The sequence below is a fragment of the Pseudoroseicyclus sp. CXY001 genome (genome assembly GCF_041714655.1).
Lineage (GTDB): Bacteria > Pseudomonadota > Alphaproteobacteria > Rhodobacterales > Rhodobacteraceae > Pseudoroseicyclus_A.
In genome coordinates this window covers 2,424,629-2,449,086 of sequence record NZ_CP168219.1, presented here as the reverse complement: position 1 = coordinate 2,449,086, position 24,458 = coordinate 2,424,629, and the positions used below count along the sequence as shown (strand labels likewise).

Genomic DNA, 24,458 nt, shown 5'->3' with positions numbered 1-24,458 from the left:
CGGGCGCCGCTCAGGCAGTGTCGGTCTTCACCCCACCCCCGCCCATCAGGAAATCCACCTGCCGCGCCAGCCCTGCCGCGAAGGCCCGCCCTGCCCCCTCCGCCACGCTCAAAGCCGCCGCCCCGTCCGGCCCGCCGCCGGCGAGCCCGCGCAGCACCGCCGCGCCCAGCCCTTCGGCCGTGACCTCCTCCGCCGCCCCGACGGCCCCCAGCGCCGCATAGGCGCCGGCGGCGTTCGCCACATGCGGCCCGTGGAGCACGCCGCGCCCGAGCTGGGCCGGCTCCCAGGGGTTGTGCCCGCCGACCTCGACCAGCGAGCCGCCGAGGAACACCGGCCCGGCGAGGCGGAACCAGAGCCCGGTCTCGCCGAGGCTGTCGGCGAGGTAGACCGCCGCCGCCATGCTCTCCCCCGACGAGCGCCGCGCAAGGGTGAGGCCGCGCGCCAGGCGCGCCACGTCCTCCCCCCGCTCCGGATGACGGGGGACGAGGATGAGGAGCGTGTCCGGCTGGGCGGCCAGCACCTGGCGATGCGCGGCCAGCACCGCCGCTTCCTCCCCCGGATGCGTCGAGACGGCCGCCCAGACCGGACGGCCGCCGAGCGCGGCGCGGAGCGCGGCGAGCACCTTTTCGTCAACGGGCGGCGGAGCCGCCGCCGCCTTGGCATCGCCGCCGTCGAAGACGGCGGCCCCTTCGGCATCGCCGCCCCGAAGCGCCGCAAGGCGCGCGGCCATCTCCTCCCCCTGCGCGGCCACGAGGCCGAAGGCAGAGAAGAGCGCCCGCGCCGTGGCCGGCCGCTTCGCCCAGCGGGCCGCCGAGCGCGCCGACATCCGGGCGTTGACGAGCGCCAGCGGCACGCCCTCCGCCTGAAGCCGCAGGATCGTCTGCGGCCAGATCTCGCTTTCCGCGAAGGCCACCGCATCCGGCCGCCAATGCTTCAGGAACCGCCGCAAGGGCCACGCCGCATCGAGCGGCGCGAACTGGTGGAGCGCCCCCTCCGGCAGCCGCCCGGGCAGGATCTCCGCCGCCGCCGCCGTGCCGGTCGTCAGGAGCACCCCAGCCCCCTCCGCCCGCAGCGCACCCGCGAGCGGCAGGAGCGACAGACCCTCGCCGACGGAGGCCCCGTGGAGCCAGACGAGCCTCCCCTCCGGCCGTGCCAGAGTCGCGCGCCCGGCGCGCTCGCCGAGCCGCGCCGCATCGACGCCGGCGCGCGCGAGCCCGCGCGTCACCTGCCTAAGGACAACGGGCGCCGCGAGGTTCGCGGCCGTCATATAGGTGAAGAGAAGCGGCGTCGGGGCCCGCGGACTCATCCGCGGCTCATCCGCCCGTGTGGCTCATGTGCCGGCTGACGCGGCCCGCCACGTCCTGCCGCGAATAGTCAAAATCGTGGCCCTTCGGCTTCAGCGCGATGGCGGCGCGGATCGCGTCCTCCAGCGGCGCATCGCCCTCCGACGCCCGCAAGGGCGCGCGCAGGTCCGAATGCCCTTCCTGCCCGAGGCAGGTGTATATCTCGCCCGTGCAGGTGATCCTGACCCGGTTGCAGCTCTCGCAGAAGTTGTGCGTGAGCGGCGTGATGAAGCCGATCTTCTGCCCCGTCTCGGCCAGGCGGCTGTAGCGGGCCGGCCCGCCGGTCGATTCCGCCAGCCCCTCGAGGTGATAGCGCTCGGCGAGCTGCGCGCGGAGGTCGCTCAGCGTCCAGTATTGCCCGAGCCTATCCTCGTTGCCGATGTCGCCCATCGGCATGACCTCGATGAAGGTCAGGTCGTGCCCCTCGGCGGCGCACCATTCGACGAGGTCGAAGAGCTCCACATCGTTGAAGCCCTTGAGCGCCACGGTGTTGATCTTGACCTTGAGCCCCGCCTCCTTGGCGGCGCGGAGGCCTTCCATCACCTGCGGCAGGCGGCCCCAGCGGGTGATGTCCTTGAACTTGCCCTCGTCGAGCGTGTCGAGCGAGACGTTCACCCGCCGCACCCCCGCCGCCGCCAGCTGATCGGCGAAGCGCGAGAGCTGGCTGCCATTGGTGGTCAGCGTCAGCTCTCTGAGGGCGCCGGATTTCAGATGCCGGCCCATCGCCTCGAAGAAGGTCATGATCCCGCGGCGGACGAGCGGTTCGCCGCCGGTGATCCGCAGCTTCTCGACGCCGAGGCGGATGAAGGCAGAGCAGAGCCGGTCGAGCTCTTCGAGCGTCAGCAGCTCCTTCTTGGGCAGGAATTCCATCTGCTCGGACATGCAGTAGACGCAGCGAAAATCGCAGCGATCCGTCACGGAGACGCGCAGATAGCGGATATCCCGCTGGAAAGGGTCGGTCAGCACCATGGGCGGAACGTAAGGGCCGCGCCGCGGGCGCGCAAGCGCCGGTCACGGGTGCGGCATGGCCGGCCGCACCCGGCGCACGCGCGCCCCGTTGCGCGCTCCGGTGCGCCGGCCTAAAATCGGCGCATGAAACACATCGCGCTCGCTGCCCTCCTTCTGCCCCTCGCTGCCTGCACCGAGGCGGATCTCGCCGGGCTCTTCGCCACGCCGCCGACGGAGGCCGCCGCGCCCACCGCCGCGCCGACGCTCGATCCCACCCCGCCGCCGCCGCCCCCGGCGGGCGCCACGACGGCGGATGAGTTCGACACGACGAGCGAGGAGGATCGCACCGCCGCGCTCGCGAGCCCCGTCGCCGCCGGCGGCGAGCGGCGACTGGGGGAGACGATAGGCTCCCTCGGCGATCCCGCCGATCCCGGCATCTGGGTGAAGACCGGCTATGTGACCGAGCTGACCTGGGGCCGCGTCGAGGTGCCCTCGACCGGCGCCGCGATCAGCCTGGAGCTGCGCCCCACGGGCGGCGAGCCCGGCGCCGGCGCCGAATTGTCGCTGCCCGCCATGCGGCTTCTGGAGCTGCCCTTCACGGCGCTCCCCGAGCTGGTGCTCTACGAGCTGCCGGGCGGGGCGCCCAGCTAGGGCGGCCGGGGCAGGGCAGGGGCAGGCAGGCGCTTACGGCTCTGCCCATTGCCCCGCCGCCAGCCGCAGGTGCCGGTCGATGCCGATGGCGGCGAGGAAGGCCGCATCGTGGCTGGCCACCAGCATGGCGCCCGGGTAATCGGCGAGCGCCGCCTCCAGCAGCTCCACCGCTTCGATGTCGAGATGGTTGGTCGGCTCGTCGAGGATGAGGAGCTGCGGCGGCTCCGCGCCGCCGAGGGCCAGCGCCAGCCCCGCCCGCAGCCGCTCGCCGCCCGAAAGGGTCGAGACCTCCGCCTCCCCCCGCTCGCCGCGAAAGGCGTAGCGCGCCAGAAGCGCATGGGCGGCCTCGTCCGTCAGCGCCGGGTGGGTCCGGCGGAGCGCGGCGAGGAGCGTCTCTCCCGCCTGCAGATCCGAGACATGCTGATCGAGCATGGCGAGGCGGGCGGGCCGGCGGAGCGCGCCGGCCTCGGGCGGAAGGCGGCCGCGGATCACCGCCAGCAGCGTTGACTTGCCGGCGCCGTTGGCGCCGTCGAGCGCCACATGCTCGCCGGCGCGGAGCCCCAGGTCGAGCGGCCCGAGCCGGAAGGCACCGCGCCGGGCGGTGACGCCGTCCAGCGACAGGACGAGCCCATGCGCCTCGCCGGCCTCGGCGCCGATCTTCAGGGGCGCCCGGCGCGCGATCCTGGCCTCGGCGGCGTCGCGGGCGGCGCGTGCCTCCGCCTCCGCCCGCTGGCCGAGCGTGCGAGTGCGGGCGGCGGTGCCCTCGGCGCGCTGCTTCATCGCCCCGATGACGATCCGGGGGATGCCGCCCGCCTTGCCCTGCCGCCGCCCGGCGCCCATGCGCCGCGCCTGCCGCTCCGCCTGGGCGCGGGCCTCGGCGCGGGCGCGGGCAAGGTCGCGCTCGGCCTCCTCCAGCGCCGCTGCGTCCCGGGCGATGCGGGCGGCGCGCGCCTCGGCATAGGCGCTCCAGCCGCCGCCGAAGAGCGTGGCGCCGGTCGGGGCGAGCTCCAGGATCCGGTCTACCCCCTCCAGAAGCGCCCGGTCGTGGCTGGCGATCACGACGCCGCCGGCCCAGTCCCGGACGAGCCCGGCGATCAGGGCCCGGCCCTCGGCATCGAGGTTGTTCGTCGGCTCGTCGAGGAGGAGGAGGTCCGGCGCCTCGAGAAGCGCACGGGCAATGCCGGCGCGGGTCCGCTGGCCGCCAGAGAGGGTGCCGAGCGGGCTCTCCAGCGCATCCTCCGGCAGGCCGGCGCGGGCAAGCGCCGCGGTGACGCGCTGGGGAAGCGTCCAGTCGGCCTCCGCGAAATCCGTCTCCGTGCCGTCGCCCGCCTCGATCCGCGCGAGGCGGGCAAGGCCGGGGCCGGCGCCGATGGCCTCGGCGACGGGGATGCCGGCGTCGGGCCAGCTCTGCAGGAGCCGCCCGAGCGTGCCGCTTCGGGCAACGCTGCCAGAGCCCGGGCTCAGGGCGCCGGCCATGACGGAAAGAAGCGTGGACTTGCCGGCGCCGTTGGCGCCGGTCAGACCGGTGCGCTCGGCCCCGAAGGCGAGCGAGAGGGGCGGCAGGAGGGGGGTGCCGTCAGGCGCGGCGAGAGAGACATCCGAAAGGGTCAGAAAGGCAGGCATGGATCACCGGGGCGTTCGTTGCGGGACGGGCGACGAAAACTGCGGTGCGATCCATCTTGAGCCTCCTTTGCGGTCTCTCCCCCAAGCTAGGGTGCCCGGGCGCAAAGAAAAAGGGCCGACCCACCGGGCCGGCCCCTCACTGGAGAGAAGGTAAGGCGCGTCAGCCAGCGCGGCGCTCGGGATGGAAGCGGCTGGTGCCCGAGAGCGCGAAGCGGCCGGAGCGGACTTTCACGATCCGGCCCTGGCGGAGGAGCGTGCCGAAGCTGCGCAGACCCTCCTCGCGGTCGAAGCTCTCCGGCGCGGCCTCGCCCACGAGCCGCATGAGCTGCGGGCGCGAGAAATCCTCGGCGCCCTCGATCTGCGAGGTGTAGGCGGCGGCGGCCTCGAGAAGGTCCGAGAGCGATTCGGCGCCGGCATCGGCGGCATAGACGGGGAAGGTCTCGAGCTCTTCCTCCGGGGCCTCGGCGGCGGGCGGCATCGGCCGCGGCGCCGGGGCCTCGCCGGGGAGGACCCGGCGGGGCCGGATCGGCTCGCCCGGGCGCGAGGCGGGGGCGGCGGCGGGCTCCTCGGCCGTCATGTCGACCCGCTGGGAGGCGACGAGCTTCAGCGGCGCCGTCCGCGGCCGCTCGGACTGGTGGTCGCCGCCGCGTACGGGGCGGCGGGGCCGCACGACCTGATCGAGATCCTCGCGGAAGGCAGCCATCTTGCCCTCGCGCCCGTCGCCCTCGCCGAGCCGGCGGGCGGCCTCGGTGGCGGCGACGGCGGCCTTGAGCTGGGCGATGGCGGCGCGGCGGCGGGAATTGCCGGGCTCCGCGAGCTGCTCGTCGGTGCGGGTGAGGATGCGGTTGAGCCCGGCCTCATCCGCCTCGGGCGCGGCGGCGAAGGGGCGCGGCTCGTCCCAGGCGGCCTGGGCCGGCGCCCCGGAGTCGGCGGCGGGCACGGGGGCCGCGTCGCTATCGAGATCGTCCGCGGTGTCGTCATCGGCCCCGTTGTCGAACGCGTTCGCGGGGCCGGGCCAGGCATCGCCGGCCTCGTCGTCCTCGATGTCGTCCTCATCGTCGTCCCAGCCGTCGGCCTCACCGATCGCCTCGTCCGAGAGGGCCGGCTCCTCGGGGTCGGCGAAGAGGGCTTCATCCTCGGCCCAGTCCTGCAGCTCGGCTTCGGCGGCGGCGAGCTCGGCAGGGTCGGGGCGCGGCGGCTCTTCCTCGCCGAGGGCGCCGAGCGCCTCGGGCGCTTCGCCCACCGGCCAGCCGTCCGCCGCGGGGGCGGCGTCGACATCGGGCGCCTGGGGCGCCGTCGCGAAGCGGGTCGGCTCGGGAAGGTCGTCTTCGGGTTCGTCCGGCAGGTCGAGCGCCTCTTCGGCCGGAATCTCGCCGGCCGTATCCATGCTCTCGGTCGGCATGTGCTGGCCGACCCGCGCCTCGGGCTCGATGGGCGCGGCCGAGGCGAAGGCGGCGTCTTCGTCGTCGGCCTCGAGCGCGGCGAGCTCGGCAAGAAGCTCCGCCTCCTCGCTGTCGGACAGGGTGCCGACGAAGGGCGAATCCGTTTCTTCGGCGCCGACCTCCTCGCTCTCCGGCACGGCCGGGCCGACCGTGCCCGCGGCATCGGGCTGCGGGGCGGGCGCGGCCTCTTGGGCCGGATCATGGGCGGGGTCAGCGGCGGCGGGGGCCTGCGCCCCCTCTTGCTCCGCCGGCGACAGGCTGTCGTAGGGCATGGCAAGGGCGGTCTCGAACGCCGGGCCGTCGCCGGCCTCGAGCGCCGCGGCGAGGGCTTCGAGCTCCTCGTCGGTCATGCCGTCGGTCAGCTCGTCCTCCTCCGCGAGCGCCTCGTCTTCGGCACCGGCGGGGACGTCGAGATCGAGGCCGAGATCCTCGGCACGGGCCTCGGACGCCTCTTCGGAGAAGGGCGGCTCGCCTGTGGGGGCGGGCTCGTAGGTCTCGGAGAGGTCGGGCTCGGCCAGGTCGGGCTCGGCGAAGACGTTCGCCTCCTCTTCGACCTCGGCCTCAGCGGCGGTATCTTCGGCCGTCTCCCACGCGGTCGCCTCGGCCACCTCGGGCTCCGCCGACATCTCGGCACTGCCCGCAGCCTCGGGAGCCGGCTCGGCCGGAGCGCCGGCCACCTCTTCGGCATCCTCCACCTCTGCGGCGGCGGCGCCGGCCACAGCGGCCGCGCCGGTGCCGACGACGGCACGGATGCGCGCCAGCTTGTCGGCCACGGAGCCGCCGGCCCCGGCGGGCTGCCGGGGGGAGGGGGGCATGGCGGGGGTGTGATCCTCGGCGGTCTCGGCACTGTCCGCCGCGTTGTCTTCGGCAGCCTCTGCCGGCGCGGGGGCCTCGTCATCCGCCTCTTGCGAGGCGGCCTCGGGCGGCTCGACCGGCGCGGGCGCTGCCTCCGGCGCCGTCAGTTGCGCGGCGCGCAGCACGATCCCGCCGCCTTCCTGACGGGCCTCGACGCGGCGGGCGATCTCGCGCTCTGCGATGCGGGCCAGCATGTCCGCATCGGGCGTCGGCGGTTCCGCGCCGAAATACCTGTCATCCGCCGCCAGATCGCGGAAGTATTCCGCAATGGCCTTCATCGTCCCGAAGGAATCGTCGAACCCCTCGAGGGTGCAACTGAACGTCCCGTAGGAGACGGTAAGAATCTTGCTCGATCCGACCATTCGTCACTCACTTCGCTGTCTGGCTCGGTGCATCGGGCCGAAAGGGCCCCTCTTGACGTTCCATTCAGACGGAAGAAGTAGGTCGGCCATGGCTGTTTTCAGGACCTTTTCTGGGCAATCCATCCCGAATAGGGGCACATTGTGGCACCACGCCCGGTGATTGTCAGCACCGCTCCCGTCACGCTTGTCGGCGGAGGCCCCGTGGCCGCCGAGGCACTGGCGGCGGCGCTGGCCCTCGCGCCGCGGCTCTTTGCGGCCGATGGAGGCGCCGACCGGGCGCTGGCGCTCGGCCACCGGCCCGAGGCGGTCATCGGCGACATGGACAGCCTGTCGGAGCCGGCGCGGGCTGCGCTCGCCGGGCGGCTCGTCGAGGTCCCAGAGCAGGAGACGACGGATTTCGACAAGGCGCTTCGCCTCATCTCGGCGCCGCTGGTGATCGGCCTCGGCCTCCGCGGTGGCCGGCTCGATCACGAGCTGGCGGGGCTCTCGGTGCTCGCCGCGCATCCCGAGCGGCCGTGCCTCCTCGTCGGCGAGGAGGACCTCGCCTGCCTCTGCCCGCCCGAGCTGGCGCCGGACCTGCCGGCGGGGATGGATCTCTCGCTCTTCCCGCTCACGCCCTGCCGCTGCGAGAGCGAGGGGCTTCTCTGGCCGACGGAGGGGCTCTTCTTCGAGATGGGCGGGCGCATCGGTACGTCGAACGAGGTGGCGGGGCAGGTGCGGCTCCGCCCCGATGCGCCGGGGATGCTGCTGATCCTGCCGCTGGAGGCGCTCGGCGCCCTCGTCAGGGCGCTGGTGGCGGCGCCGGCCTGGCCGCCCGCCGCTCCCGCGCGATGACATAGAGCCCGGCGGCGATGGTGAGCGCGATGCCCGCCGTCGCCATCGGCCCCGGCAGATCGGTGAAGACCAGCCAGCCGATGAAGGTGGCGAAGGGGATCTCGAGATATTGCATCGGCGCCAGCGTCGCCGCGGGCGCGAAGCGCAGCGACGCGGTCATGACCAGATGCGCCAGCGTCCCCGTCAGCCCCAGCGCCGCGATCAGCCCCCAGGTGGCGGCATCGGGCGCCGACCAGGCGAAAAGCCCCTCCGGCCCCGCGAAGATCAGCGCCAGAGGCACGAGGATCACGCTCGCCATCGCCCCGCTCATCGCCTGCAGGGGGACGGGCCCGACCTCGCGCGCGACGGCGCGGGTCGCGAGCATGAAGAGCGCGAAGACGAGTGCCACCCCGAGCGGCAGAAGCGCGACCGCCCCCGCCTCGCGCAGGTTCGGCTGCAGGACGAGGAGCGTCCCGACAAAGCCCACCGCCGCCGCGCCCAGCCGGTGCGGGCCGACACTCTCGCCGAGAATGGCCCAGCCGAGGAGGAGGAGGATGAAGGGCATGACGAAGGCGATGGCCACCGCATCGGCCAGCGGCAGATAGCGCAGCGCCGTGAACATGCCGAAGAGCCCGAGGATATGGAGGATCGTCCGCAGAAGCGTCAGCCCCATCGCCCGCCGCGACATCACGAGCGTCCCGCCCGTCAGGAGCACCAGGGGCACCAGCACCGCGGCCTGCACCCCGAAGCGGATCGCCACGAGCTGGCCGATGGCGAGGCTCTCCCCAAGCACCTTGGCGATGGCGTCGCCGATGGGCGCCATGATGCAGAAGCCGAGCATGAGGAGGATGCCGAGGAGCGGGCGGTCTTGAGCCATGGCGCGACGCTAGCCGCGCCATGGCATCAGGTCCAGCCTCGGGCCGCAGGCGCGTCCGGCGGCGTATCGCCACACAGGGCAGGCCGGGGCCAAGGGGGAGGGTCAGGCGGCGGTCAGCACCGCCTCGATCTTGTCGACGGGATGGCCCGTCAGCGTCTTCGGCACCTCGGCGATGACCTTGGCCTCCACCTCCTTGTGGAGCTTCTGGCGCATCTCGCCGAGCACCACCGGCGGCGCGACGATCACCAGATGCTCGAAGGCGCCCTTGTGGGCGAGCTTGTAGAGCCGCTCCGCCAGCTCGTCGGCAAAGCGCTCCTTGGCGAGCTTGTGCCAGTCGGCCTCGTCGAGGGCGCTCTTCTGCACCCGGCCGCCGCCGTCGTTCATCCGGCCGGGCCGGTCGGTGCCCTGCTCGCGGGTCGGCGGGTTCTCTTCATGGAACTCGCGGACGACCTCGAGATTGGGGAACTTCTCGTCCCCCTCGTTGCGGAAGAGCAGCGCCTTCTCGCCATCGGCGACCATGACATAGGTGTCGTGCTTGAGGCTGATCTCGCCCATCGGGAAAACTCCTTCCGTTGCGGCCCTTTACCCGGACCCTTTGGAAGGAGAACGCCGCCCCCCGCCACGCCGTTCCGCGGGCGCGCTCCCTGTCTTTGCTCCCGAAAAATCCTCAGGGGGTCTGGGGGCAGAATGCCCCCAGCGTCACAAGGGAAATGCGGCCCTGGCCGCTCCACTGACCAGCCCGATCAACAATTCGGGACGTTCACCGCGAGGCCGCCGAGGGAGGTCTCCTTGTATTTCTCGCTCATGTCGCTGCCCGTCTGGCGCATCGTCTCGATCGCCGCATCGAGCGGCACGAAATGCTGGCCGTCGCCGCGCAGGCTCAGCGAGGCGGCGGAGATCGCCTTGATGGCGCCGAGGCCGTTCCGCTCGATGCAGGGCACCTGCACCAGCCCCTTCACCGGGTCGCAGGTCATGCCGAGATGGTGCTCGAGCGCGATCTCTGCGGCGTTCTCCACCTGCTCGGGGCTGCCTCCGAGAACGGCGCAGAGCCCGGCGGCGGCCATGGCCGAGGCGGAGCCGACCTCCGCCTGGCAGCCGCATTCGGCGCCGGAGATCGAGGCGTTGTACTTGATGAGCCCGCCGATGGCGGCGGCCGTCAGGAGGAAGTCCGGCAGCTTCGAGGCCTGCGCCGTCGGCACATGAGAGAGCCAGTAGCGGATCACCGCCGGCACCACCCCGGCGGCGCCGTTGGTGGGGGCGGTGACGACCTGCCCGCCGGCGGCATTTTCCTCGTTCACCGCCATGGCATAGGCGCTGATCCAGTCGTTGATGACATGCGGCGCCGCGAGGTTCTGCCCGGCCTCGGCCTTCAGCGCCTCGTGGATCGCGGCGGCCCGGCGGCGGACGTCGAGCCCGCCGGGGAGCGTGCCCCGCGCCTCCAGCCCCCGCGCGATGCAGGCCTCCATCACCTCCCAGATGCGGGCGATGCCGGCATCGAGATCGCCGCGCCCCATGCGGCTTTCCTCGTTGGCGCGCTTCATCTGGGCGATGGTCAGGCCCGAGGCGCCGGCCATCTTCAGCATCTCGGCGGCGGTCTTGAACGGGTAGGGCACGGGCGGGCCGCCCGCCTTGTCCTCCCCCGATGCCAGCTCCTCGGCAGTCAGCACGAAGCCGCCGCCGACAGAGTAATAGGTGACCTCGGTGATGACATCGCCCTCGGCGTCGCGCCCCTGCAGCACCATGCCGTTGGCATGGCCGGGCAGGGGGCCGCCGTAATCGAACTGCAGGTCGCGCTCGGGGTCGAAGGCCAGCCGGGGCAGGCCCTCGGGGGTCAGCGCCTTCTCCTCGCGGATCGCCGCCAGCGCCGCCTCGGCCTTTTCGGCATCGTAGCCTTCGGGGGTGAAGCCGGCGAGGCCGAGGATCACCGCCCGGTCGGTCGCATGGCCGATGCCGGTGAAGGCGAGCGAGCCGTAGAGCGTGGCGCGGATGCGCGCGGTGCTGAAGGGCTGGGCGCGGAGGTGATCGAGAAAGCGGCCCGCCGCCACCATCGGCCCCATCGTATGCGACGAGGAGGGGCCGATCCCCACCTTGAACATCTCGAAGACGGAGAGGAACATCAGAGCGCACTCCCTTCGCGCGGCCGGCAGGGCTCGGGCCGGGTGAAGGGCGCCGGCCCCAACCCCTCGGCCTCGGCGGCCCGCGCCGTCGCCGGCTCCGCCTCCATCCGCTTGGCGAGGCTTTCGAGCCCCGGCCAGCGGGAAAGGGGCGGCCAGTCGCCCTCCTCGGGGTAGAGCGCCAGCCAGCGGAGCATGGGCGCGAGGTAGCAATCGAGGATGCCCGGTTCCATCTCGGTCATTACCGGGAAGAGCCGCGCCTCGGCGATCTCCAGCAGCTCCATCACCCGCGCCCGCGCCGCTTCGGGCGCCGCCTCGGGAAACTGGCGCGGATAGAAACGCGCCCGGAGCGCGGGGTGGAGCGCGTTGGAGAGCCAGAAGAGCCAGCTCAGCGCCGGCCCCCGCGCCGCCTCGGCCGGCGCCGGAAAGAGCCGCCCGGCATCGTCGGCGAGCCAGAGAAGGATGGCGCCGGTCTCGAACATCGGCCCGCCCGGCGTCTCGAGGACGGGGATGAGCCCCATCGGGTTCCGCAGCAGGTACTCCGGCATCTTGTGCGCCCGCGCCCGTCGGTCGACGAGCTGCGTCCGATAGGGCGTGCCCAGCATCTCCAGCGCCAGCCGGACGCAGAGCGAGGCATTGTCAGGCGCGTAGTGAAGGACGAGTGGGGTCATGGGGGCAGCTAAGCACCTCGCCGCCCGTCCGGCCAGCCGGGACAGACAGGCCGCAGCCAGAAAGCGACGTCTTGCGCGGGGAGGGGGCCGGCCCGTGCCGGGCCGGGTGGAGGCTCTGCCTCCACACCTCCGAGGTATTTTGGGCCAGATGAAGGGGGATCCGGGGGGGGCGGAGGTGCAGGGCGGGCTACCCCGAAGCCTCAGTCCGGCCGGGTGAGGATATAGGCGGCGCCGGCGCCCATGCCGACGACCTGCACTCCGATCACCCAGGCCGGCAGGCCGAGGACGAGGCTGAGCATCAGGATCGCCGCCATGCTGCCCACGGCCCAGGCTTTCGCGCGGCGCGGGATGGCGCCCCGCGCCTCCCAATCCCTCAGCACCGGCCCGAATCGGCGATGGGCGAGGAGCTTCGCATGGAGCGCCGGGCTGGAGCGGGCGAAGAAGAAGGCGGCGAGGATGATGAAGACCGTGGTTGGCAGGCCGGGGAGGACGATCCCGATGAGCCCGAGCCCGATCATCAGCCAGCCGAGCCCGAGATAGACCCATCGCTGCATCGCGGCTTCCTCTCTGGCCTGGCCTCTCGCCCTTTCCGGAAGTGGCGCCGCCTCCCGCCCCCGTCAAGGCCGGCCGGTGCCCGGGCTGATCCGGCCCCGGGGGCAGCCGCGCCCCCCTGCGCCCCGGCCGCCTCTGCGCCCGTCCGGCCGCCGCCAGACCTCTCGCCCTTCGCCGCCAACCTTCCTATAAGAGCCCAACGTCTTGAGGAGCCCGCCCATGCCCGCCGATCTTTCCCCCATCGACAAGGCCAAGTTCGTCGCCGCCAAGCGGGCGGCGAAGATGGTGGAATCGGGGATGCGCGTCGGGCTCGGCACCGGCTCCACCGCCGCCTGGCTCGTGCGCTGCCTCGGCGAGATGGTCCGCGAGGAGGGGCTGAAGATCACCGGCGTACCGACCTCTTCTCGCACCGCCGCGCTGGCGCGGGACGTGGGCATCGAGGTCATATCGCTCGACGAGGCGCGCTGGCTCGACCTGACCATCGACGGCGCCGACGAGTTCGACGAAAAGCTCAACCTCATAAAGGGCGGCGGCGGGGCGCTTCTGATGGAGAAAATCGTCGCCACCGCCTCCGACCAGATGGTGGTCATCGCCGACGGCTCCAAGGAGGTCGAGACCCTGGGTGCCTTCCCGCTGCCCGTCGAGGTCATCCCCTTCGGCTGGCAGACGACGCGGCTTCTGATCGAGGAGACGCTGATCGGGCTCGACGTGCTCGGACGCACCACGGCGCTCCGCATGAACGGCGAGGCGCCTTACGTCACCGACGAGGGCAACCATATCCTCGATCTGCATCTGAACCGGATCGGCAATGCGCGGCAGCTCAGCCTCGTGCTCAACCAGATCCCCGGGGTGGTCGAGAACGGGCTCTTCATCGACATCTGCGACGCCGTGGTCATCGGCCATGGCGACGGCCGTGTCGAGATGCGCAACCTCGCCACCGGCGAGACGACCAGCGAGAGCTACGATTTCGTCGAGGACGGCAACGCCTTCTCCGACATGACGGACTGAGCCCCGGCCGGCTCCGGCGCCGCCATCGCCCGGCCCATCGGGCGGGCCTCTAGCCGCCCCCTTCTGGCACTCTGCCGCCCGCTGGCCTATCTCAGGGGCCGGGCGGGCAGCAAAGGGGCAGGCCATGGCGACTTCCTTCGACCTTGATCTCTTCGTGATCGGCGGCGGCTCGGGCGGCGTGCGCGCCGCGCGGGTGGCGGCGCAGGGCGGTGCCAAGGTGGCGCTCGCGGAGGAGAGCCGCATGGGCGGCACCTGCGTGATCCGCGGCTGCGTGCCGAAGAAGCTGATGGTCTTCGCCTCCACCGTGCCGGGCACGCTGGCCGAGGCGGCGGGCTATGGCTGGCGCGTCGGCGCCGCCTCCTTCGATTGGCCGGTCTTCCGCAAGAAGCTCCATTCCGAGCTCGACCGGCTGGAGGGCATCTACCGCGCCGGGCTCGTCAATGCCGGCGTCACCATCCATGACCAGCGGGCGGTGATCGCCGATCCGCACCGGGTGCGGCTCGCCGACGGCACCGAATTCACCGCCCGCCATATCCTCGTCGCCACCGGCGGCCGGCCCTTCCGGGCCGAGATCCCCGGCTGCGAGAGCGCCATGGTCTCGGACGATGTGTTCAATCTCGAGACCCTGCCGAAGTCGATCCTCATCATCGGCGGCGGCTATATCGCCAGCGAATTCGCCTGCGTCCTCGCCGGGCTCGGCGTGAAGGTGACGCAGTTCTACCGCGGCGAGCAGATCCTGCGCGGCTTCGACGGCGAGGCGCGCGACCTCGTCGCCGAGGGTATGCGCGAGCGGGGCGTCGACCTGCGGCTCGGCACGACCATCGAGGCGGCGGAAGAGGTGGAGGGCGGCACGCGCATCACCGCCTCGACCGGCGGCGCGGAGGTCTACGAGAAGGTCCTCCTCGCCACCGGGCGGGTGCCGAACACCCACGGGATGGGCCTCGAGGAGGCCGGCGTGAAAATCGGCAAGGCCGGGGAGATCGTCGTCAACGAATACAGCCAGACGGATGTGCCCTCGATCTATGCCGTCGGCGACGTGACGGGCCGCATCGCGCTGACGCCGGTGGCGATCCGCGAGGGCATGGCCTTCGTCGAGACGGTCTTCGGCGGCAACCCGACGCCCGTCGATCACGAGCTCGTGCCCTCGGCCGTCTTCACCCAGCCGGAGCTCGGCTCCGTCGGCTTGACGGAGGACGAGGCCGGGGGCCGGGGCCCGGTGGAGATCTACGCCACGTCCTTCCGCCCGATGCGCTCCGCCTTCGCCGGGGCGCCCGACCGGGTGCTCATGAAGCTGGTGGTGGAAACGGAGAGCCGCCGCGTCCTTGGCTGCCACATCGTCTCGCCCGAGGCGGGGGAGCTGATCCAGCTCGCCGCCGTGGCGGTGAAGATGGGCGCGACGAAGGAGGATTTCGACCGCACCTGCGCCGTGCATCCGACCATGGCCGAAGAGCTGGTGACGATGAAGATGCCGGTGCGGCGGCTGGGCTGAGGGCTCGCGGGGGGCCGGCCCGTTGGGCCGGGTGGAGGCTCTGCCTCCACACCTCCGAGGTATTTTCGGCCAGATGAAAGGGGATCCGGGGCCATTCGTCTTTGCTCCCGGAAAATCCTCAGGGGGGATCTCGGGGGGCGCGAGCGCCCCCCGAGGCGGGGGTCGCCATGGGTGCGCCATGGGTTCGAGCACCCATGGCGACGGGGCGGCAGCCCCCGCGTCTGGCCTATCCACGATCTCTTCGCGAGGTCCCCTGAACCGGCCCAGCGCCCGCGCCGGAGCCTGCCGCGGCGTCGCGCCCGGCTTGAAAATCGGGCCAGAGCAGTCCAGATGGAGGGGAACGGCCGGGAGCGGCAAAAAGAAAGTAGGGAGCCGATGGCAGGCAACAGCCAGGGGCCTTGGGGCGGCGGTGGTCGCGGACAGGGCGGAGGAAGTGATGATGGTGGCCAGGGCAACGGCTCTGGCAATGGTCAGGGGAACGGGCCGAACGGGGGCCCGAACGGCGGGCGCCGCCCGACGGGCCGTCCGCCCCGGCAGGAGGGCATCCCCGAGATCGACGATCTGATGAACCGCGGCCGCGAGCAACTGCGCGTCCTGATGGGCGGCGGCGGCAACAAGCGGCCGAACGGCACCGGCGGCGGCCCGGGCGGGGGCGGCGAGTTCCGCATCACCCGCGGGACCGTCGGTCTCGCCGCCCTCGTCGTCATCGCGGCCTGGGCCTTCATGTCGTTCTACACGGTGCGCCCCGAGGAACAGTCGGTCGAGCTCTTCTTCGGCCAGTATTCCTCCACCGGCAATCCGGGCCTCAACTTCGCGCCCTGGCCCTTCGTCACCCACGAGGTCGTCAACGTCACCTCCGAACGGACGGAGAGCATCGGCTCCACCGGCACCGCGCGTGACCAGACGGGCCTCATGCTGACGACGGATGCCAATATCGTCGACATCAACTTCCAGGTCGTCTGGAACGTCGCCGACCCGGCGCGCTACCTCTTCAACATCGCCGAGCCGCAGGAGACGGTGCAGGCGGTGTCGGAAAGCGTCATGCGCGAGGTCATCGCGGCCTCGACGCTCGCGCCGATCCTCAACCGCGACCGGGGCCTCATCGCCGCGACCGTGCAGGAGAGCATCCAGGCGACGCTCGACGAATACGAAAGCGGCATCAACATCGTCCGGGTCAACCTCGAGCGGGCCGACCCGCCGGCCGAGGTGATCGACGCCTTCCGCAACGTGCAGGCCGCCGAGCAGGAACGCGACCGGCTGCAGCGCCAGGCGGATGCCTATTCGAACCGTGCCCTCGCCGAGGCGCGCGGTGCCGCCGCGCAGATCGTGGAGGAGGCCGAGGCCTACCGCGCCGAGACCGTCAACGACGCGCTCGGCCAGGCGAGCCGCTTCACCTCGGTGCTCCAGGCCTACCAGACGGCCGAGGATGTCACCCGCCGCCGTCTCTATCTCGAGACGATGGAAGAGGTGCTGGGCGAGACCAACATGATCATCCTCGACGATGCCATCGCCGGCGGTTCGGGTGGCGGGCAGGGGGTCATCCCCTATCTGCCGCTGAACGAGCTCGGCCGCACGGCACCGCCGCCCTCGGGCGCGATCACAACGCAATCGGGGAGCAACTGACATGCGCCGCGCCGTCTATCTGATCCCCGCCATCGTCGTGGTGCTCGCGCTCGCGCTCTCGTCGATCTACGTCGTCAACGAGAAGGAAAAGGCGCTGGTCCTACAATTCGGCCAGATCGTCACCGTGAAGGAGGATCCGGGCCTCGGCTTCCGGATCCCGATCATCCAGGAGGTCGTCAAGTACGACGACCGGATTCTCAGCCTCGACACGCAGACCATCGAGGTCACGCCGTCGGATGACCGCCGGCTGGTGGTCGATGCCTTTGCCCGCTACCGGATCAACGATGTCGTCCGCTTCCGCCAGGCGGTGGGCGTGGGCGGTATCGCCACGGCCGAGAACCGGCTGCAGTCGATCCTCAACGCCCAGATCCGCGAGGTCCTCGGCGCCGATCAGGTGACTTCCGACACGATCCTGTCCTCCGACCGGCGGCTCCTGATGACCCGGATCCGCGATCAGGCCCGCGCCTCGGCGCTGAACCTCGGGCTCGACGTCGTCGACGTGCGGCTGAAGCAGACCAACCTGCCGCCGCAGAACCTCGATGCGACCTTCGACCGGATGCGCGCCGAGCGTGAGCGCGAGGCGGCGGACGAGGTCGCCCGAGGCAACGAGGCGGCGCAGCGCGTGCGCGCCCTGGCCGACAGGACAGTGGTCGAGACCCAGTCCGAAGCCGAACGCGAGGCGCAGATCACGCGAGGCGAGGCGGATGCCGAAGCCAACCGCATCTTCGCCGAGGCCTATGGGGCGGATCCGGAGTTCTTCGACTTCTACCGCTCTCTGCAGGCCTATCGCGTGGCGCTGGGCTCGGCGAATTCCTCGATGGTGCTGACGCCCTCGAGCGAGTTCTTCGATTACCTCTACACCGACGATATCGCGGGCTCCGGCGATGGCGGCGCGGAGGCTTCCGCGGTGCTGCCGGCCGATGAGTCGGACGACGTCCCGTCGCCCGCGCTCGAAGAGCCGGCCGAGGAGGCGGAGGACGCTCTGCTGGACGCCCCGGCGGAGGAGGCCGATGCGGCGGAGGAAGCTCCGGCCGACGAGGCTGCCGACGAGCCTGTGGCGGACGAGGCTCCGGCCGACGACGCTGCGGCGGATGAAGCCCCGGCTGACGACGCTGCTGACGACACCACGGCCGATGACGCCGCCGCCGAAGACGATGCGGCGGCGGACGACGCCACCGCGCCGGCGACCAATCCCTGATGGCGACAGCCATCCTCGCCCTCGGCCTCCTTCTGGTGGCCGAGGGTCTGCTCTGGGCGCTGGCGCCCGGGCTGATCGAGGCGATGCTCGAGGCGCTCCGCGCGCTCGATCACGCCCAGCGGCGGCTCTTCGGGCTCGGTGCCCTCGCCGCCGGCGTGGCGCTGCTCTGGCTGGCCAAGAGCCTCGGCGCCTGACGCCCCGCTATAAGGCCCCTCGGCCGCATCAGGCCGATCGCCACGGTGCCGGCCGCCCTGTTAACCGCCTGTTCACGCTAAGCTCACATGCCGATTGCAGGCATTCACATGGCCTTGACGCCTTGCAATGAGCGATTGTGCCCGGGCCCCCGAACGCGCGATGGTCGCGCATCCGCCCCGCCCCCTTCCCGGGCCGGCGGGACGAGCCGCAAACAACATGGAGAGATACAAGTGTCGAACAGGTCCAAAATCACGACGGTCGGGCCGCTCGGCCTTGGCGCCGCCGCCGTCGGCCTCACCCTGGCCTTCTCGCCCGTCCATGTGGGCGCGCAGGAGACGCAGGACGACGGGGTCAATCCCGAGGTCACCGAGAACAGCGACACCCCGCCGCTCGGCAATCCCGGGCTCGACCGGCCGGCCTCCTTCGCCGACCTCGCCCGCATCGTCAGCCCGGCGGTGGTGAACATCACCACCACCACCATGGTGGCCGGCAGCACCTCGCCGCAGGGCGTCGTGCCCGAGGGCTCGCCCTTCGAGGATTTCTTCCGCGACTTCCAGGATCGGGGCGGCGAGGCGCCGCGCCGCTCCTCCGCGCTCGGCTCGGGCTTCGTCATCTCGTCTGACGGCTATGTCGTCACCAACAACCACGTCATCGAGGGCGCCGACGAGATCGAGATCGAGTTCTTCTCCGGCGATACGCTCTCTGCCGAGCTGGTCGGCACCGACCCGAACACGGACATCGCCGTCCTGAAGGTCGAGGGCGTCGAGCTGCCTTACGTCGAATTCGGCGACAGCGACGACGAGACCGCCGAGGTCGGCGACTGGGTCATGGCCATGGGCAACCCGCTGGGGCAGGGCTTCTCGATTTCCGCCGGCATCATCTCGGCGCGGAACCGGGCGCTCTCCGGCAATTATGACGACTTCATCCAGACCGACGCCGCCATCAACCGCGGCAACTCGGGCGGCCCGCTCTTCAACATGGACGGCGAGGTCATCGGGGTGAACACCGCGATCCTGTCGCCCAACGGCGGCTCCATCGGCATCGGCTTCTCGATGGCGTCGAACGTCGTCACCCGCGTCGTCGACCAGCTCATCGAATTCGGCGAGACCCGCCGCGGCTGGCTCGGCGTCCATATCCAGGACATCACGCCCGACATGGTCGATGCCATCGAGGGTATGGATTCGGTCGAGGGCGCGCTCGTCACCGACGTGCCGGACGGGCCCGCCAAGGATGCCGGGATGCTCGCCGGCGACGTCATCCTGACCTTCGACGGTCAGGAGGTCGAAAGCACCCGCGAGCTCGTCAACATCGTCGGCAACTCGCCGGTGGGCAAGGAAGTCCAGGTCGACATCCTGCGCAACGGCGAAGAGGTGACCATCGGCGTCACGCTCGGCCGCCGCGAGGAGAATGTCGAGGAGGTCTTCCCCGCTGCGCAGCAGGACGATCTGATGCCGCAGAGCGACGAGATCCTCGGGCTGGAGCTTTCCGAGATCACCCCCGAACTTTCGGAGGAATATGACCTCGGCGACCTCGCGGGCCTGCTTGTCACCAATGTCGACCCGCTGTCCGACGCCGGCGAGAAGGGCATCCTGCCCGGTGACGTCATCACCGAGGCCGGCCAGCAGCCCGTCGCCTCGCTCGACGATTTCACGGCGCGCATCGACGAGGCGGTGGAGGCCGGGCGCCGCTCGCTCCTCCTCCTCATCCGCCGCGGCGGTGACCCGCGCTTCGTCGCGCTGGTGATCGACGACAGCGTCGACACGGAGTAAACGCCTCCCCCTCGCGGGGAGCGGCAGGGGCGCCCTTCGGGGCGCCCTTTTGCTGTGGGGGCGGCAGCCCCGGATCAGAGCCGGTCGAGCTGCGCCTCGCTCAGCGCCACCAGCCCCAGCGCCTGCGCCGCGGCGAGCGACAGGAGCGGGCTGTCCGGCCCGTTGCCGCGCTGGAAATCCTGGATCGCCCGGCCCGTCGCCACGTCCATCTGGCCGTTGACCGGCCCGGCATAGAAGCCGCGGACGGCCAGCGCCCGCTGCAGGCTTTCGACGAAGGCCTGGGTATAGACCGGCGGGCAGAGCGTCTCGAAGCGCACATCCTGCCGCTCGCGGGTGATGTCCTGCCGGGTGGCCGTGCGGTAGCTGGCGGGGGAGACGACCGTGCCGTCCTCGGCGCGCACCTCGGGGCGGACGAGCTCCTGCGCCGTGAAGGTCTCGATCACCGCCGGGGTGATGTCATGCCCGTAGCAGCGCCCCTCCTCGCCGATCTCGATCTCGGCGCCGGAAAAGGCGGGGGGCATGGCGCCGGAGCCGCCCTGGCCCGGGCTGTCGGGGGCGGGCGCGCAGGCGGCAAGGGTCAGGAGAAGGAGGGCGCGTCTCATCTGGCTGCCGGTCACCGCTGCCGCATTCTGGTCGCCGATCCTAGGGGGCGCCTGCGGGGGCCCGCAAGGCCCGCCGCCCCGGCCCCCGGGCGTTGTGGCGGCGCGTCCTCACCTGCCGCGTCGTCATGCCGTCCCATGCCCCCTCTGGCCATGCCGGGCAGGCTCCCCTATCTAGGGGCGAGGTGAGGCAAGAGGCATCTATGGCGCGGATTACCTATATAGAACATGGCGGCACCGAGCATCAGGTCGATGTGCCGAACGGGCTCACGGTGATGGAGGGGGCGCGCGATAACGGCATCCCCGGCATCGAGGCCGATTGCGGCGGCGCCTGCGCCTGCTCCACCTGCCATGTCTATGTGCATCCCGACTGGGTCGAGAAGCTCCCCCCGCGCGAGCCGATGGAGGAGGACATGCTCGATTTCGCCTTCGAGCCCGATCCCACGCGCTCGCGGCTGACCTGCCAGCTCAAGGTCTCCGACGCGCTCGACGGGCTCGTCGTCCAGATGCCCGAGAAGCAGATCTGAGATGCGCGGCGCCGCGCTCCTCCTCGCCCTCTGGGCCGGCGGAGCGGCGGCGGAGGACGGGCTTGCCCTCATCGAGGGGGCCGACCGCCCCGTCCGTGCCGTCTATGACGCGCCGACGGATCGCTATGACCATGGCGTCCTCGGCGATGCCATCGAATGGGGCGCGCTGGTCTTCACCTTCGACCGCTGCCCGGCCTGCGCCAATTTCCAGCCGGTTCACCGCCGCCTGACCCTGCCGGAGTCGCGCGTCTTCGAGGATCTCGAGCCGCGCCTTGCCGATATCGACGGCGACGGCGTGGCCGAGGCGATCACGGTCGAGAGCGATCTCGCCCTCGGCGCCCGGCTCGCCGTCTATGCGCCCTCCGGCCTCATGGCGGCGACGCCCTTCATCGGCCAGCCCCACCGCTGGCTCGCTCCCCTCGGCGCCGCCGATCTCGACGGGGACGGGCGGGTGGAACTCGCCTATGTCGACCGGCCGCATCTGGCGCGGGTGCTGCGCGTGGTGCGGCAGGACGGCGCGGCGCTGGTGGAGGTCGCGGCGCTCTCCGGCGTCACCGCGCATCGGATCGGCGAGGACTGGATTTCCGGCGGCATCCGCGATTGCGGGGTGGGGCCGGAGATCATCGTCGCCAGCCCCGACTGGGCGCGGGTGCTGGCCGTGACCTTCGACGGGGCGGAGCTGACGGCCCGCGACATCGGCTCCGCCGCCGCCGGCCGGCCCGCCTTCACGCGGGCGCTCCGCTGCGAGGCGCCCTAGATCAGCGCTGTCAGCGCCGCGAGCCCGCCGATCTCGGCGAGCACGCAGGCGGCGCCGAGGATGTCTCCCGTCTGGCCGCCGATCTTGGCACGCGCCACCAGCGCGAGCGCGGCGGCCGCCGCGAAACCGGCTAGGGCCAGCACCAGCCCGGCCCCGCCGATCAGGATCAGCGCCCAGAGCGTGCCGAGCCCCAGCGCCGCCCAGCCCGCCTTGCCCGGCCGGCCGACCCCGCGCGACAGCCCGTCCGCCCGCGCCGGCGGCAGCACGGCCATGACCCAGGCCATGGCGCCCCGCGCGAAAGCCGGGGCCACCAGCAGGGCGGGCCAGAGAAGCCCGGCGGCGATCAGCGGCTCCAGAGCCGCGAAGCGGGCGAGTGTGGTGAGGACGAGCGCGATGGCGCCATAGGCGCCCGTCCGGCTGTCCTTCATGATGGCGAGCCGCGCCGCCCTGTCCCAGCCGCCCCAGAGCCCGTCCGCCGTGTCGGCCAGCCCGTCCTCGTGGAGCGCCCCGGTGGCGAGTGCCTGGGCGGCGAGCACCAGCGCCGCCACCAGCCCGGCGGGCAGGCCGAGCCAGAGCGCGAGGGTGCCGACCAGCCCGGCGAGGGTTCCGACGACCAGCCCGGCGACGGGGAAGGCCCAGGCCGCCCGGGCGCCGCGCGCCGCCGCGCCGCCCTGGCCGACCGGCAGGCGGGTCAGAAGCCCGATGGCCGCGGCGATATCGCGAAGACCCTGCGTCCCGATGTCGCCAATCCTTGTCATTGGGTCCGCCCCCGGCCTTTCGTTTGCTGGCCCGAGCGTTAGAGAGGGGGCGTCCCGATTGCAATGAGGCCAGCCCGATGTCAGCCCCCTTCACCGATCTCGCCGGATTCCGCGCCCTGCTCGCCGTCCAGCCCGGGCCCGATGCCGCCGCCCTTGTCGCCGCCGCGGAGCGCAATGCGCAGCTGACCAAGCCGCCGGCCGCGCTCGGCCGCCTGGAGGAGCTGGCGCTCTGGTATGCCGGCTGGCGGGGCGAGGCGCGGCCGGAGCTGAAAGCGCCGCTCATCTGCATCTTCGCCGCCAATCACGGCATCGCCGCGCGCGGCGTCTCGGCCTTCCCGCCGGAGGTCACGGAACAGATGGTGGCGAATTTCGAAGCGGGCGGCGCGGCGATCAACCAGCTCGCCCGGGAATTCGGCGCGCGCCTGAGCGTGACGCCGCTGTCGCTCGACACGGCGACCGCGGATTTCACCGAAGCCCCGGCGATGAGCGAGGCGGAATTCGTCGAGGCGCTCGCCGCCGGCTGGGCGGCGGTGGACCCGTCGGCGGATCTCCTCGTCACCGGTGAGATGGGCATCGGCAACACGACGGCGGCATCCGCCATCGCCGCGGCGCTCTTCGGGGGACCGGCGAGCGGTTGGGTCGGGCGGGGGACGGGCGTGGATGACACCGGCCTCGCCCGCAAGCGGCAGATCGTCGAGGCCGGGCTCGCGCTGCACCGGGACGCGCTCGGCGACCCGCTCGAGGTGCTCCGCCGCTTGGGCGGGCGCGAGATCGCCGCCATGGCCGGTGCCATCGCCGCCGCGCGCCATCACCGGATCCCGGTGCTGCTCGACGGCTTCATCTGCAGCGCGGCGGCCGCCGTGCTCCACCGTGCCGCGCCCGCGGCGCTCGATCACTGCGTCGCCGCCCATTGCAGCGCGGAATCCTCCCATGCCGCCATGCTCGTGCGGCTCGGCAAGAACCCCCTCGTGTCGCTGGACCTCCGGCTCGGCGAGGGCTCGGGCGCGGCGCTGGCCATCGGCATCCTGCGCGGTGCGCTCGCCTGCCATTCGGGCATGGCGACCTTCGCCGAGGCCGGGGTGAGCGACGGCTGAGGCCTCCCCGGGGCGGCCCCCCTCGGCCGGCCCTTGCGGGCCGGCTCGGGGCAGGGCAGCGTGAGCGGCAGACGAGGGGGACCCCAGATGCAGACCTTTTTCTCCGAAGACCACCGCAAGCATTTTCCGCAGGCCGAGCTCTCCGGTGGGCAGTTCGTGACGCCCTTCGAGCGGCCGTCGCGCGTCGAATACGTGCGCGCCGAGCTTCTGGCGCGGGGCATGGGCAAGATCCTCGCCCCGGGCGCCGCCGACATGGGCCCGATCGAGGCGATCTGCGACACCGGTTATCTGGCGTTCCTTGAGAGCGCCTTCGCGGAGTGGAAGGCCGACGGCAATGCCGGCGAGCTCATCGCCGGCTGCATCGCGCCCCGCGGCATGCGCACCGACCGGATCCCGGACAATATCGACGGCAAGGCGGGCTATTACTGCCACGCGTCCGAGACGGCGATCACCGCCGGCACCTGGGAGGCCGTCCTCTCTTCCGCCGCCTCGGCCCAGGCGGCGCAGCGCGCCGTGGCGGGCGGGGCCGGCGCCGCCTTCGCGCTCTGCCGCCCGCCGGGCCATCATGCGACGGCGGATCAGTACGGCGGCTATTGCTTCGTCAACAACGCCGCCATGGCCGCCCAGATGTTCGCGGAGGGCGGCGCCCGGGTCTCGGTGCTCGACATCGACTTCCACCATGGCAACGGCACGCAGAACATCTTCTACGACCGGGAAGACGTGCTGTTCGCCTCGCTCCATGGCGACCCGATGGAGGCCTATCCCTATTTCCTCGGCCATGAAGACGAGCGAGGCGCGGGCGCCGGCGAGGGCGCCAACCGCAACTATCCGATGAAGCCCGGCACGGCCTGGGATGAATGGGGCGCCGCCCTCGATGACGCGCTCGGCAGGATCCGCGACCACGGCTCCGAGGCGCTCGTCGTCTCGCTCGGCGTCGATGCCTTCAAGGACGACCCGATCAGCTTCTTCAAGCTCCAGTCGGAAGATTTCACCCGTGCCGGCGCGAAGATCGCCACGCTGGGTCTGCCGACGCTCTTCGTGATGGAGGGCGGCTATGCCATCGAGGCAGTGGGGATCAACACCGTGAACGTGCTGGCGGGCTTCGAGGGGGCGTGAAGAGGGGGGCTCTGCCCCCCGTCGGCCTGCGAGGCCGACTTCCCCCGCGGGTATTTGGAGAAAAGCGAGAGTTG

At 72.0% G+C, this 24,458-nt stretch carries 23 protein-coding genes; 12 read left to right on the top strand and 11 right to left on the bottom strand.

Features of this window, described 5'->3' with window-relative positions:
• Window positions 1–10 precede the first annotated feature (10 nt).
• Window positions 11–1,306: a 3-deoxy-D-manno-octulosonic acid transferase gene (locus ACAZ03_RS11915; RefSeq protein ID WP_373353843.1), complete on the bottom strand. Its 1,296-nt coding sequence runs from the start codon at window positions 1,304–1,306 to the stop codon at window positions 11–13.
• A 7-nt stretch (window positions 1,307–1,313) separates the two neighbouring features.
• The gene (gene moaA / locus ACAZ03_RS11910) at window positions 1,314–2,312 is read right to left on the bottom strand and encodes a GTP 3',8-cyclase MoaA (RefSeq protein WP_373353842.1); all 999 of its coding nucleotides are present in this window, start codon (window positions 2,310–2,312) and stop codon (window positions 1,314–1,316) included.
• Window positions 2,313–2,435: 123 nt separating this feature from the next.
• Between moaA and ACAZ03_RS11905 the strand changes: the two genes are divergently transcribed.
• On the top strand, window positions 2,436–2,942 hold the full coding sequence (locus ACAZ03_RS11905; RefSeq protein ID WP_373353841.1) for a D-galactarate dehydratase: 507 nt from the start codon (window positions 2,436–2,438) through the stop codon (window positions 2,940–2,942).
• Window positions 2,943–2,975: 33 nt separating this feature from the next.
• Here ACAZ03_RS11905 and ACAZ03_RS11900 read toward each other — a convergent pair whose 3' ends face one another.
• Together ACAZ03_RS11900 and ACAZ03_RS11895 are read right to left on the bottom strand one after the other, a co-directional pair.
• Window positions 2,976–4,565: an ATP-binding cassette domain-containing protein gene (locus tag ACAZ03_RS11900; RefSeq protein WP_373353839.1), complete on the bottom strand. Its 1,590-nt coding sequence runs from the start codon at window positions 4,563–4,565 to the stop codon at window positions 2,976–2,978.
• Between the two features lie 160 nt (window positions 4,566–4,725).
• Window positions 4,726–7,224 (bottom strand): hypothetical protein, encoded by a 2,499-nt coding sequence (locus ACAZ03_RS11895; RefSeq protein WP_373353837.1) that lies wholly within the window; start codon window positions 7,222–7,224, stop codon window positions 4,726–4,728.
• 138 nt (window positions 7,225–7,362) lie between these two features.
• On the opposite strand from ACAZ03_RS11895, the gene ACAZ03_RS11890 reads away from it, so the two are divergent.
• Window positions 7,363–8,058, top strand: a complete 696-nt coding sequence (locus tag ACAZ03_RS11890) for a thiamine diphosphokinase (RefSeq protein WP_373357077.1) — start codon at window positions 7,363–7,365, stop codon at window positions 8,056–8,058.
• Here ACAZ03_RS11890 and ACAZ03_RS11885 read toward each other — a convergent pair.
• From ACAZ03_RS11885 to ACAZ03_RS11865, 5 genes are all read right to left on the bottom strand, one after another.
• Window positions 8,006–8,914: a DMT family transporter gene (locus ACAZ03_RS11885; protein WP_373353835.1), complete on the bottom strand. Its 909-nt coding sequence runs from the start codon at window positions 8,912–8,914 to the stop codon at window positions 8,006–8,008. The genes ACAZ03_RS11890 and ACAZ03_RS11885 overlap by 53 nt on opposite strands.
• A 102-nt stretch (window positions 8,915–9,016) precedes the next feature.
• Window positions 9,017–9,469, bottom strand: a complete 453-nt coding sequence (locus tag ACAZ03_RS11880; RefSeq protein WP_373353834.1) for a host attachment protein — start codon at window positions 9,467–9,469, stop codon at window positions 9,017–9,019.
• Window positions 9,470–9,657: 188 nt separating this feature from the next.
• Window positions 9,658–11,031, bottom strand: coding sequence for an L-serine ammonia-lyase (locus ACAZ03_RS11875; RefSeq protein ID WP_373353832.1), 1,374 nt, complete (start codon window positions 11,029–11,031; stop codon window positions 9,658–9,660).
• A complete protein-coding gene (locus tag ACAZ03_RS11870) occupies window positions 11,031–11,699 on the bottom strand; it encodes a glutathione S-transferase family protein (RefSeq protein WP_373353830.1) in 669 nt (222 codons plus the stop codon). The genes ACAZ03_RS11875 and ACAZ03_RS11870 overlap by 1 nt, the downstream gene beginning before the upstream one ends.
• Before the next feature lie 200 nt (window positions 11,700–11,899).
• Complete coding sequence (locus tag ACAZ03_RS11865; RefSeq protein ID WP_373353828.1) at window positions 11,900–12,253, bottom strand: YbaN family protein; 354 nt, start codon at window positions 12,251–12,253, stop codon at window positions 11,900–11,902.
• 217 nt (window positions 12,254–12,470) lie between these two features.
• Between ACAZ03_RS11865 and rpiA the strand changes: the two genes are divergently transcribed.
• The 6 genes from rpiA (at window position 12,471) to ACAZ03_RS11835 (ending at window position 19,533) form a co-directional block, all read left to right on the top strand.
• Window positions 12,471–13,259, top strand: a complete 789-nt coding sequence (rpiA, locus tag ACAZ03_RS11860) for a ribose-5-phosphate isomerase RpiA (RefSeq protein WP_373353826.1) — start codon at window positions 12,471–12,473, stop codon at window positions 13,257–13,259.
• Window positions 13,260–13,383: 124 nt separating this feature from the next.
• Window positions 13,384–14,748 (top strand): glutathione-disulfide reductase, encoded by a 1,365-nt coding sequence (gor, locus tag ACAZ03_RS11855; RefSeq protein WP_373353825.1) that lies wholly within the window; start codon window positions 13,384–13,386, stop codon window positions 14,746–14,748.
• Between the two features lie 375 nt (window positions 14,749–15,123).
• Window positions 15,124–16,371, top strand: a complete 1,248-nt coding sequence (gene hflK, locus ACAZ03_RS11850; protein ID WP_373353824.1) for an FtsH protease activity modulator HflK — start codon at window positions 15,124–15,126, stop codon at window positions 16,369–16,371.
• A gap of 1 nt (window position 16,372) precedes the next feature.
• The gene (gene hflC, locus ACAZ03_RS11845; RefSeq protein WP_373353822.1) at window positions 16,373–17,569 is read left to right on the top strand and encodes a protease modulator HflC; all 1,197 of its coding nucleotides are present in this window, start codon (window positions 16,373–16,375) and stop codon (window positions 17,567–17,569) included.
• The gene (locus tag ACAZ03_RS11840) at window positions 17,569–17,763 is read left to right on the top strand and encodes a DUF2065 domain-containing protein (RefSeq protein WP_373353821.1); all 195 of its coding nucleotides are present in this window, start codon (window positions 17,569–17,571) and stop codon (window positions 17,761–17,763) included. The genes hflC and ACAZ03_RS11840 overlap by 1 nt, the downstream gene beginning before the upstream one ends.
• Before the next feature lie 231 nt (window positions 17,764–17,994).
• A complete protein-coding gene (locus ACAZ03_RS11835; protein WP_373353819.1) occupies window positions 17,995–19,533 on the top strand; it encodes a Do family serine endopeptidase in 1,539 nt (512 codons plus the stop codon).
• 74 nt (window positions 19,534–19,607) lie between these two features.
• On the opposite strand, the gene ACAZ03_RS11830 is transcribed toward ACAZ03_RS11835, so the two are convergent.
• Entirely contained in the window at window positions 19,608–20,135 is a 528-nt protein-coding gene (locus ACAZ03_RS11830) for a peptidoglycan-binding protein (RefSeq protein WP_373353818.1), read from the bottom strand.
• 200 nt (window positions 20,136–20,335) lie between these two features.
• Here ACAZ03_RS11830 and ACAZ03_RS11825 point away from each other — a divergent pair, with 200 nt between their 5' ends.
• Together ACAZ03_RS11825 and ACAZ03_RS11820 are read left to right on the top strand one after the other, a co-directional pair.
• Window positions 20,336–20,659 (top strand): 2Fe-2S iron-sulfur cluster-binding protein, encoded by a 324-nt coding sequence (locus ACAZ03_RS11825; protein ID WP_373353817.1) that lies wholly within the window; start codon window positions 20,336–20,338, stop codon window positions 20,657–20,659.
• 1 nt (window position 20,660) lies between these two features.
• The gene (locus tag ACAZ03_RS11820) at window positions 20,661–21,416 is read left to right on the top strand and encodes an FG-GAP repeat domain-containing protein (protein WP_373353815.1); all 756 of its coding nucleotides are present in this window, start codon (window positions 20,661–20,663) and stop codon (window positions 21,414–21,416) included.
• On the opposite strand, the gene ACAZ03_RS11815 is transcribed toward ACAZ03_RS11820, so the two are convergent.
• On the bottom strand, window positions 21,413–22,165 hold the full coding sequence (locus ACAZ03_RS11815) for an adenosylcobinamide-GDP ribazoletransferase (protein ID WP_373357076.1): 753 nt from the start codon (window positions 22,163–22,165) through the stop codon (window positions 21,413–21,415). The genes ACAZ03_RS11820 and ACAZ03_RS11815 overlap by 4 nt on opposite strands.
• An 86-nt stretch (window positions 22,166–22,251) precedes the next feature.
• Here ACAZ03_RS11815 and cobT point away from each other — a divergent pair, with 86 nt between their 5' ends.
• A complete protein-coding gene (gene cobT / locus ACAZ03_RS11810) occupies window positions 22,252–23,268 on the top strand; it encodes a nicotinate-nucleotide--dimethylbenzimidazole phosphoribosyltransferase (RefSeq protein WP_373353813.1) in 1,017 nt (338 codons plus the stop codon).
• 87 nt (window positions 23,269–23,355) lie between these two features.
• Complete coding sequence (locus ACAZ03_RS11805; protein WP_373353812.1) at window positions 23,356–24,384, top strand: histone deacetylase family protein; 1,029 nt, start codon at window positions 23,356–23,358, stop codon at window positions 24,382–24,384.
• Window positions 24,385–24,458: the final 74 nt, after the last annotated feature.

What these genes read in the sequence shown, in the direction of transcription:
- moaA (WP_373353842.1), bottom strand. Translation starts at nt 2,312, where the DNA reads ATGGTGCTGACCGACCCTTTCCAGCGGGATATCCGCTATCTGCGCGTC.
- ACAZ03_RS11905 (WP_373353841.1), top strand. Translation starts at nt 2,436, where the DNA reads ATGAAACACATCGCGCTCGCTGCCCTCCTTCTGCCCCTCGCTGCCTGC.
- cobT (WP_373353813.1), top strand. Translation starts at nt 22,252, where the DNA reads ATGTCAGCCCCCTTCACCGATCTCGCCGGATTCCGCGCCCTGCTCGCC.
- ACAZ03_RS11870 (WP_373353830.1), bottom strand. Translation starts at nt 11,699, where the DNA reads ATGACCCCACTCGTCCTTCACTACGCGCCTGACAATGCCTCGCTCTGC.
- ACAZ03_RS11825 (WP_373353817.1), top strand. Translation starts at nt 20,336, where the DNA reads ATGGCGCGGATTACCTATATAGAACATGGCGGCACCGAGCATCAGGTC.
- ACAZ03_RS11885 (WP_373353835.1), bottom strand. Translation starts at nt 8,914, where the DNA reads ATGGCTCAAGACCGCCCGCTCCTCGGCATCCTCCTCATGCTCGGCTTC.
- ACAZ03_RS11895 (WP_373353837.1), bottom strand. Translation starts at nt 7,224, where the DNA reads ATGGTCGGATCGAGCAAGATTCTTACCGTCTCCTACGGGACGTTCAGT.
- gor (WP_373353825.1), top strand. Translation starts at nt 13,384, where the DNA reads ATGGCGACTTCCTTCGACCTTGATCTCTTCGTGATCGGCGGCGGCTCG.
- ACAZ03_RS11880 (WP_373353834.1), bottom strand. Translation starts at nt 9,469, where the DNA reads ATGGGCGAGATCAGCCTCAAGCACGACACCTATGTCATGGTCGCCGAT.
- ACAZ03_RS11875 (WP_373353832.1), bottom strand. Translation starts at nt 11,031, where the DNA reads ATGTTCCTCTCCGTCTTCGAGATGTTCAAGGTGGGGATCGGCCCCTCC.
- ACAZ03_RS11805 (WP_373353812.1), top strand. Translation starts at nt 23,356, where the DNA reads ATGCAGACCTTTTTCTCCGAAGACCACCGCAAGCATTTTCCGCAGGCC.
- ACAZ03_RS11820 (WP_373353815.1), top strand. Translation starts at nt 20,661, where the DNA reads ATGCGCGGCGCCGCGCTCCTCCTCGCCCTCTGGGCCGGCGGAGCGGCG.
- hflK (WP_373353824.1), top strand. Translation starts at nt 15,124, where the DNA reads ATGGCAGGCAACAGCCAGGGGCCTTGGGGCGGCGGTGGTCGCGGACAG.
- ACAZ03_RS11840 (WP_373353821.1), top strand. Translation starts at nt 17,569, where the DNA reads ATGGCGACAGCCATCCTCGCCCTCGGCCTCCTTCTGGTGGCCGAGGGT.
- ACAZ03_RS11915 (WP_373353843.1), bottom strand. Translation starts at nt 1,306, where the DNA reads ATGAGTCCGCGGGCCCCGACGCCGCTTCTCTTCACCTATATGACGGCC.
- ACAZ03_RS11865 (WP_373353828.1), bottom strand. Translation starts at nt 12,253, where the DNA reads ATGCAGCGATGGGTCTATCTCGGGCTCGGCTGGCTGATGATCGGGCTC.
- rpiA (WP_373353826.1), top strand. Translation starts at nt 12,471, where the DNA reads ATGCCCGCCGATCTTTCCCCCATCGACAAGGCCAAGTTCGTCGCCGCC.
- hflC (WP_373353822.1), top strand. Translation starts at nt 16,373, where the DNA reads ATGCGCCGCGCCGTCTATCTGATCCCCGCCATCGTCGTGGTGCTCGCG.
- ACAZ03_RS11830 (WP_373353818.1), bottom strand. Translation starts at nt 20,135, where the DNA reads ATGAGACGCGCCCTCCTTCTCCTGACCCTTGCCGCCTGCGCGCCCGCC.
- ACAZ03_RS11900 (WP_373353839.1), bottom strand. Translation starts at nt 4,565, where the DNA reads ATGCCTGCCTTTCTGACCCTTTCGGATGTCTCTCTCGCCGCGCCTGAC.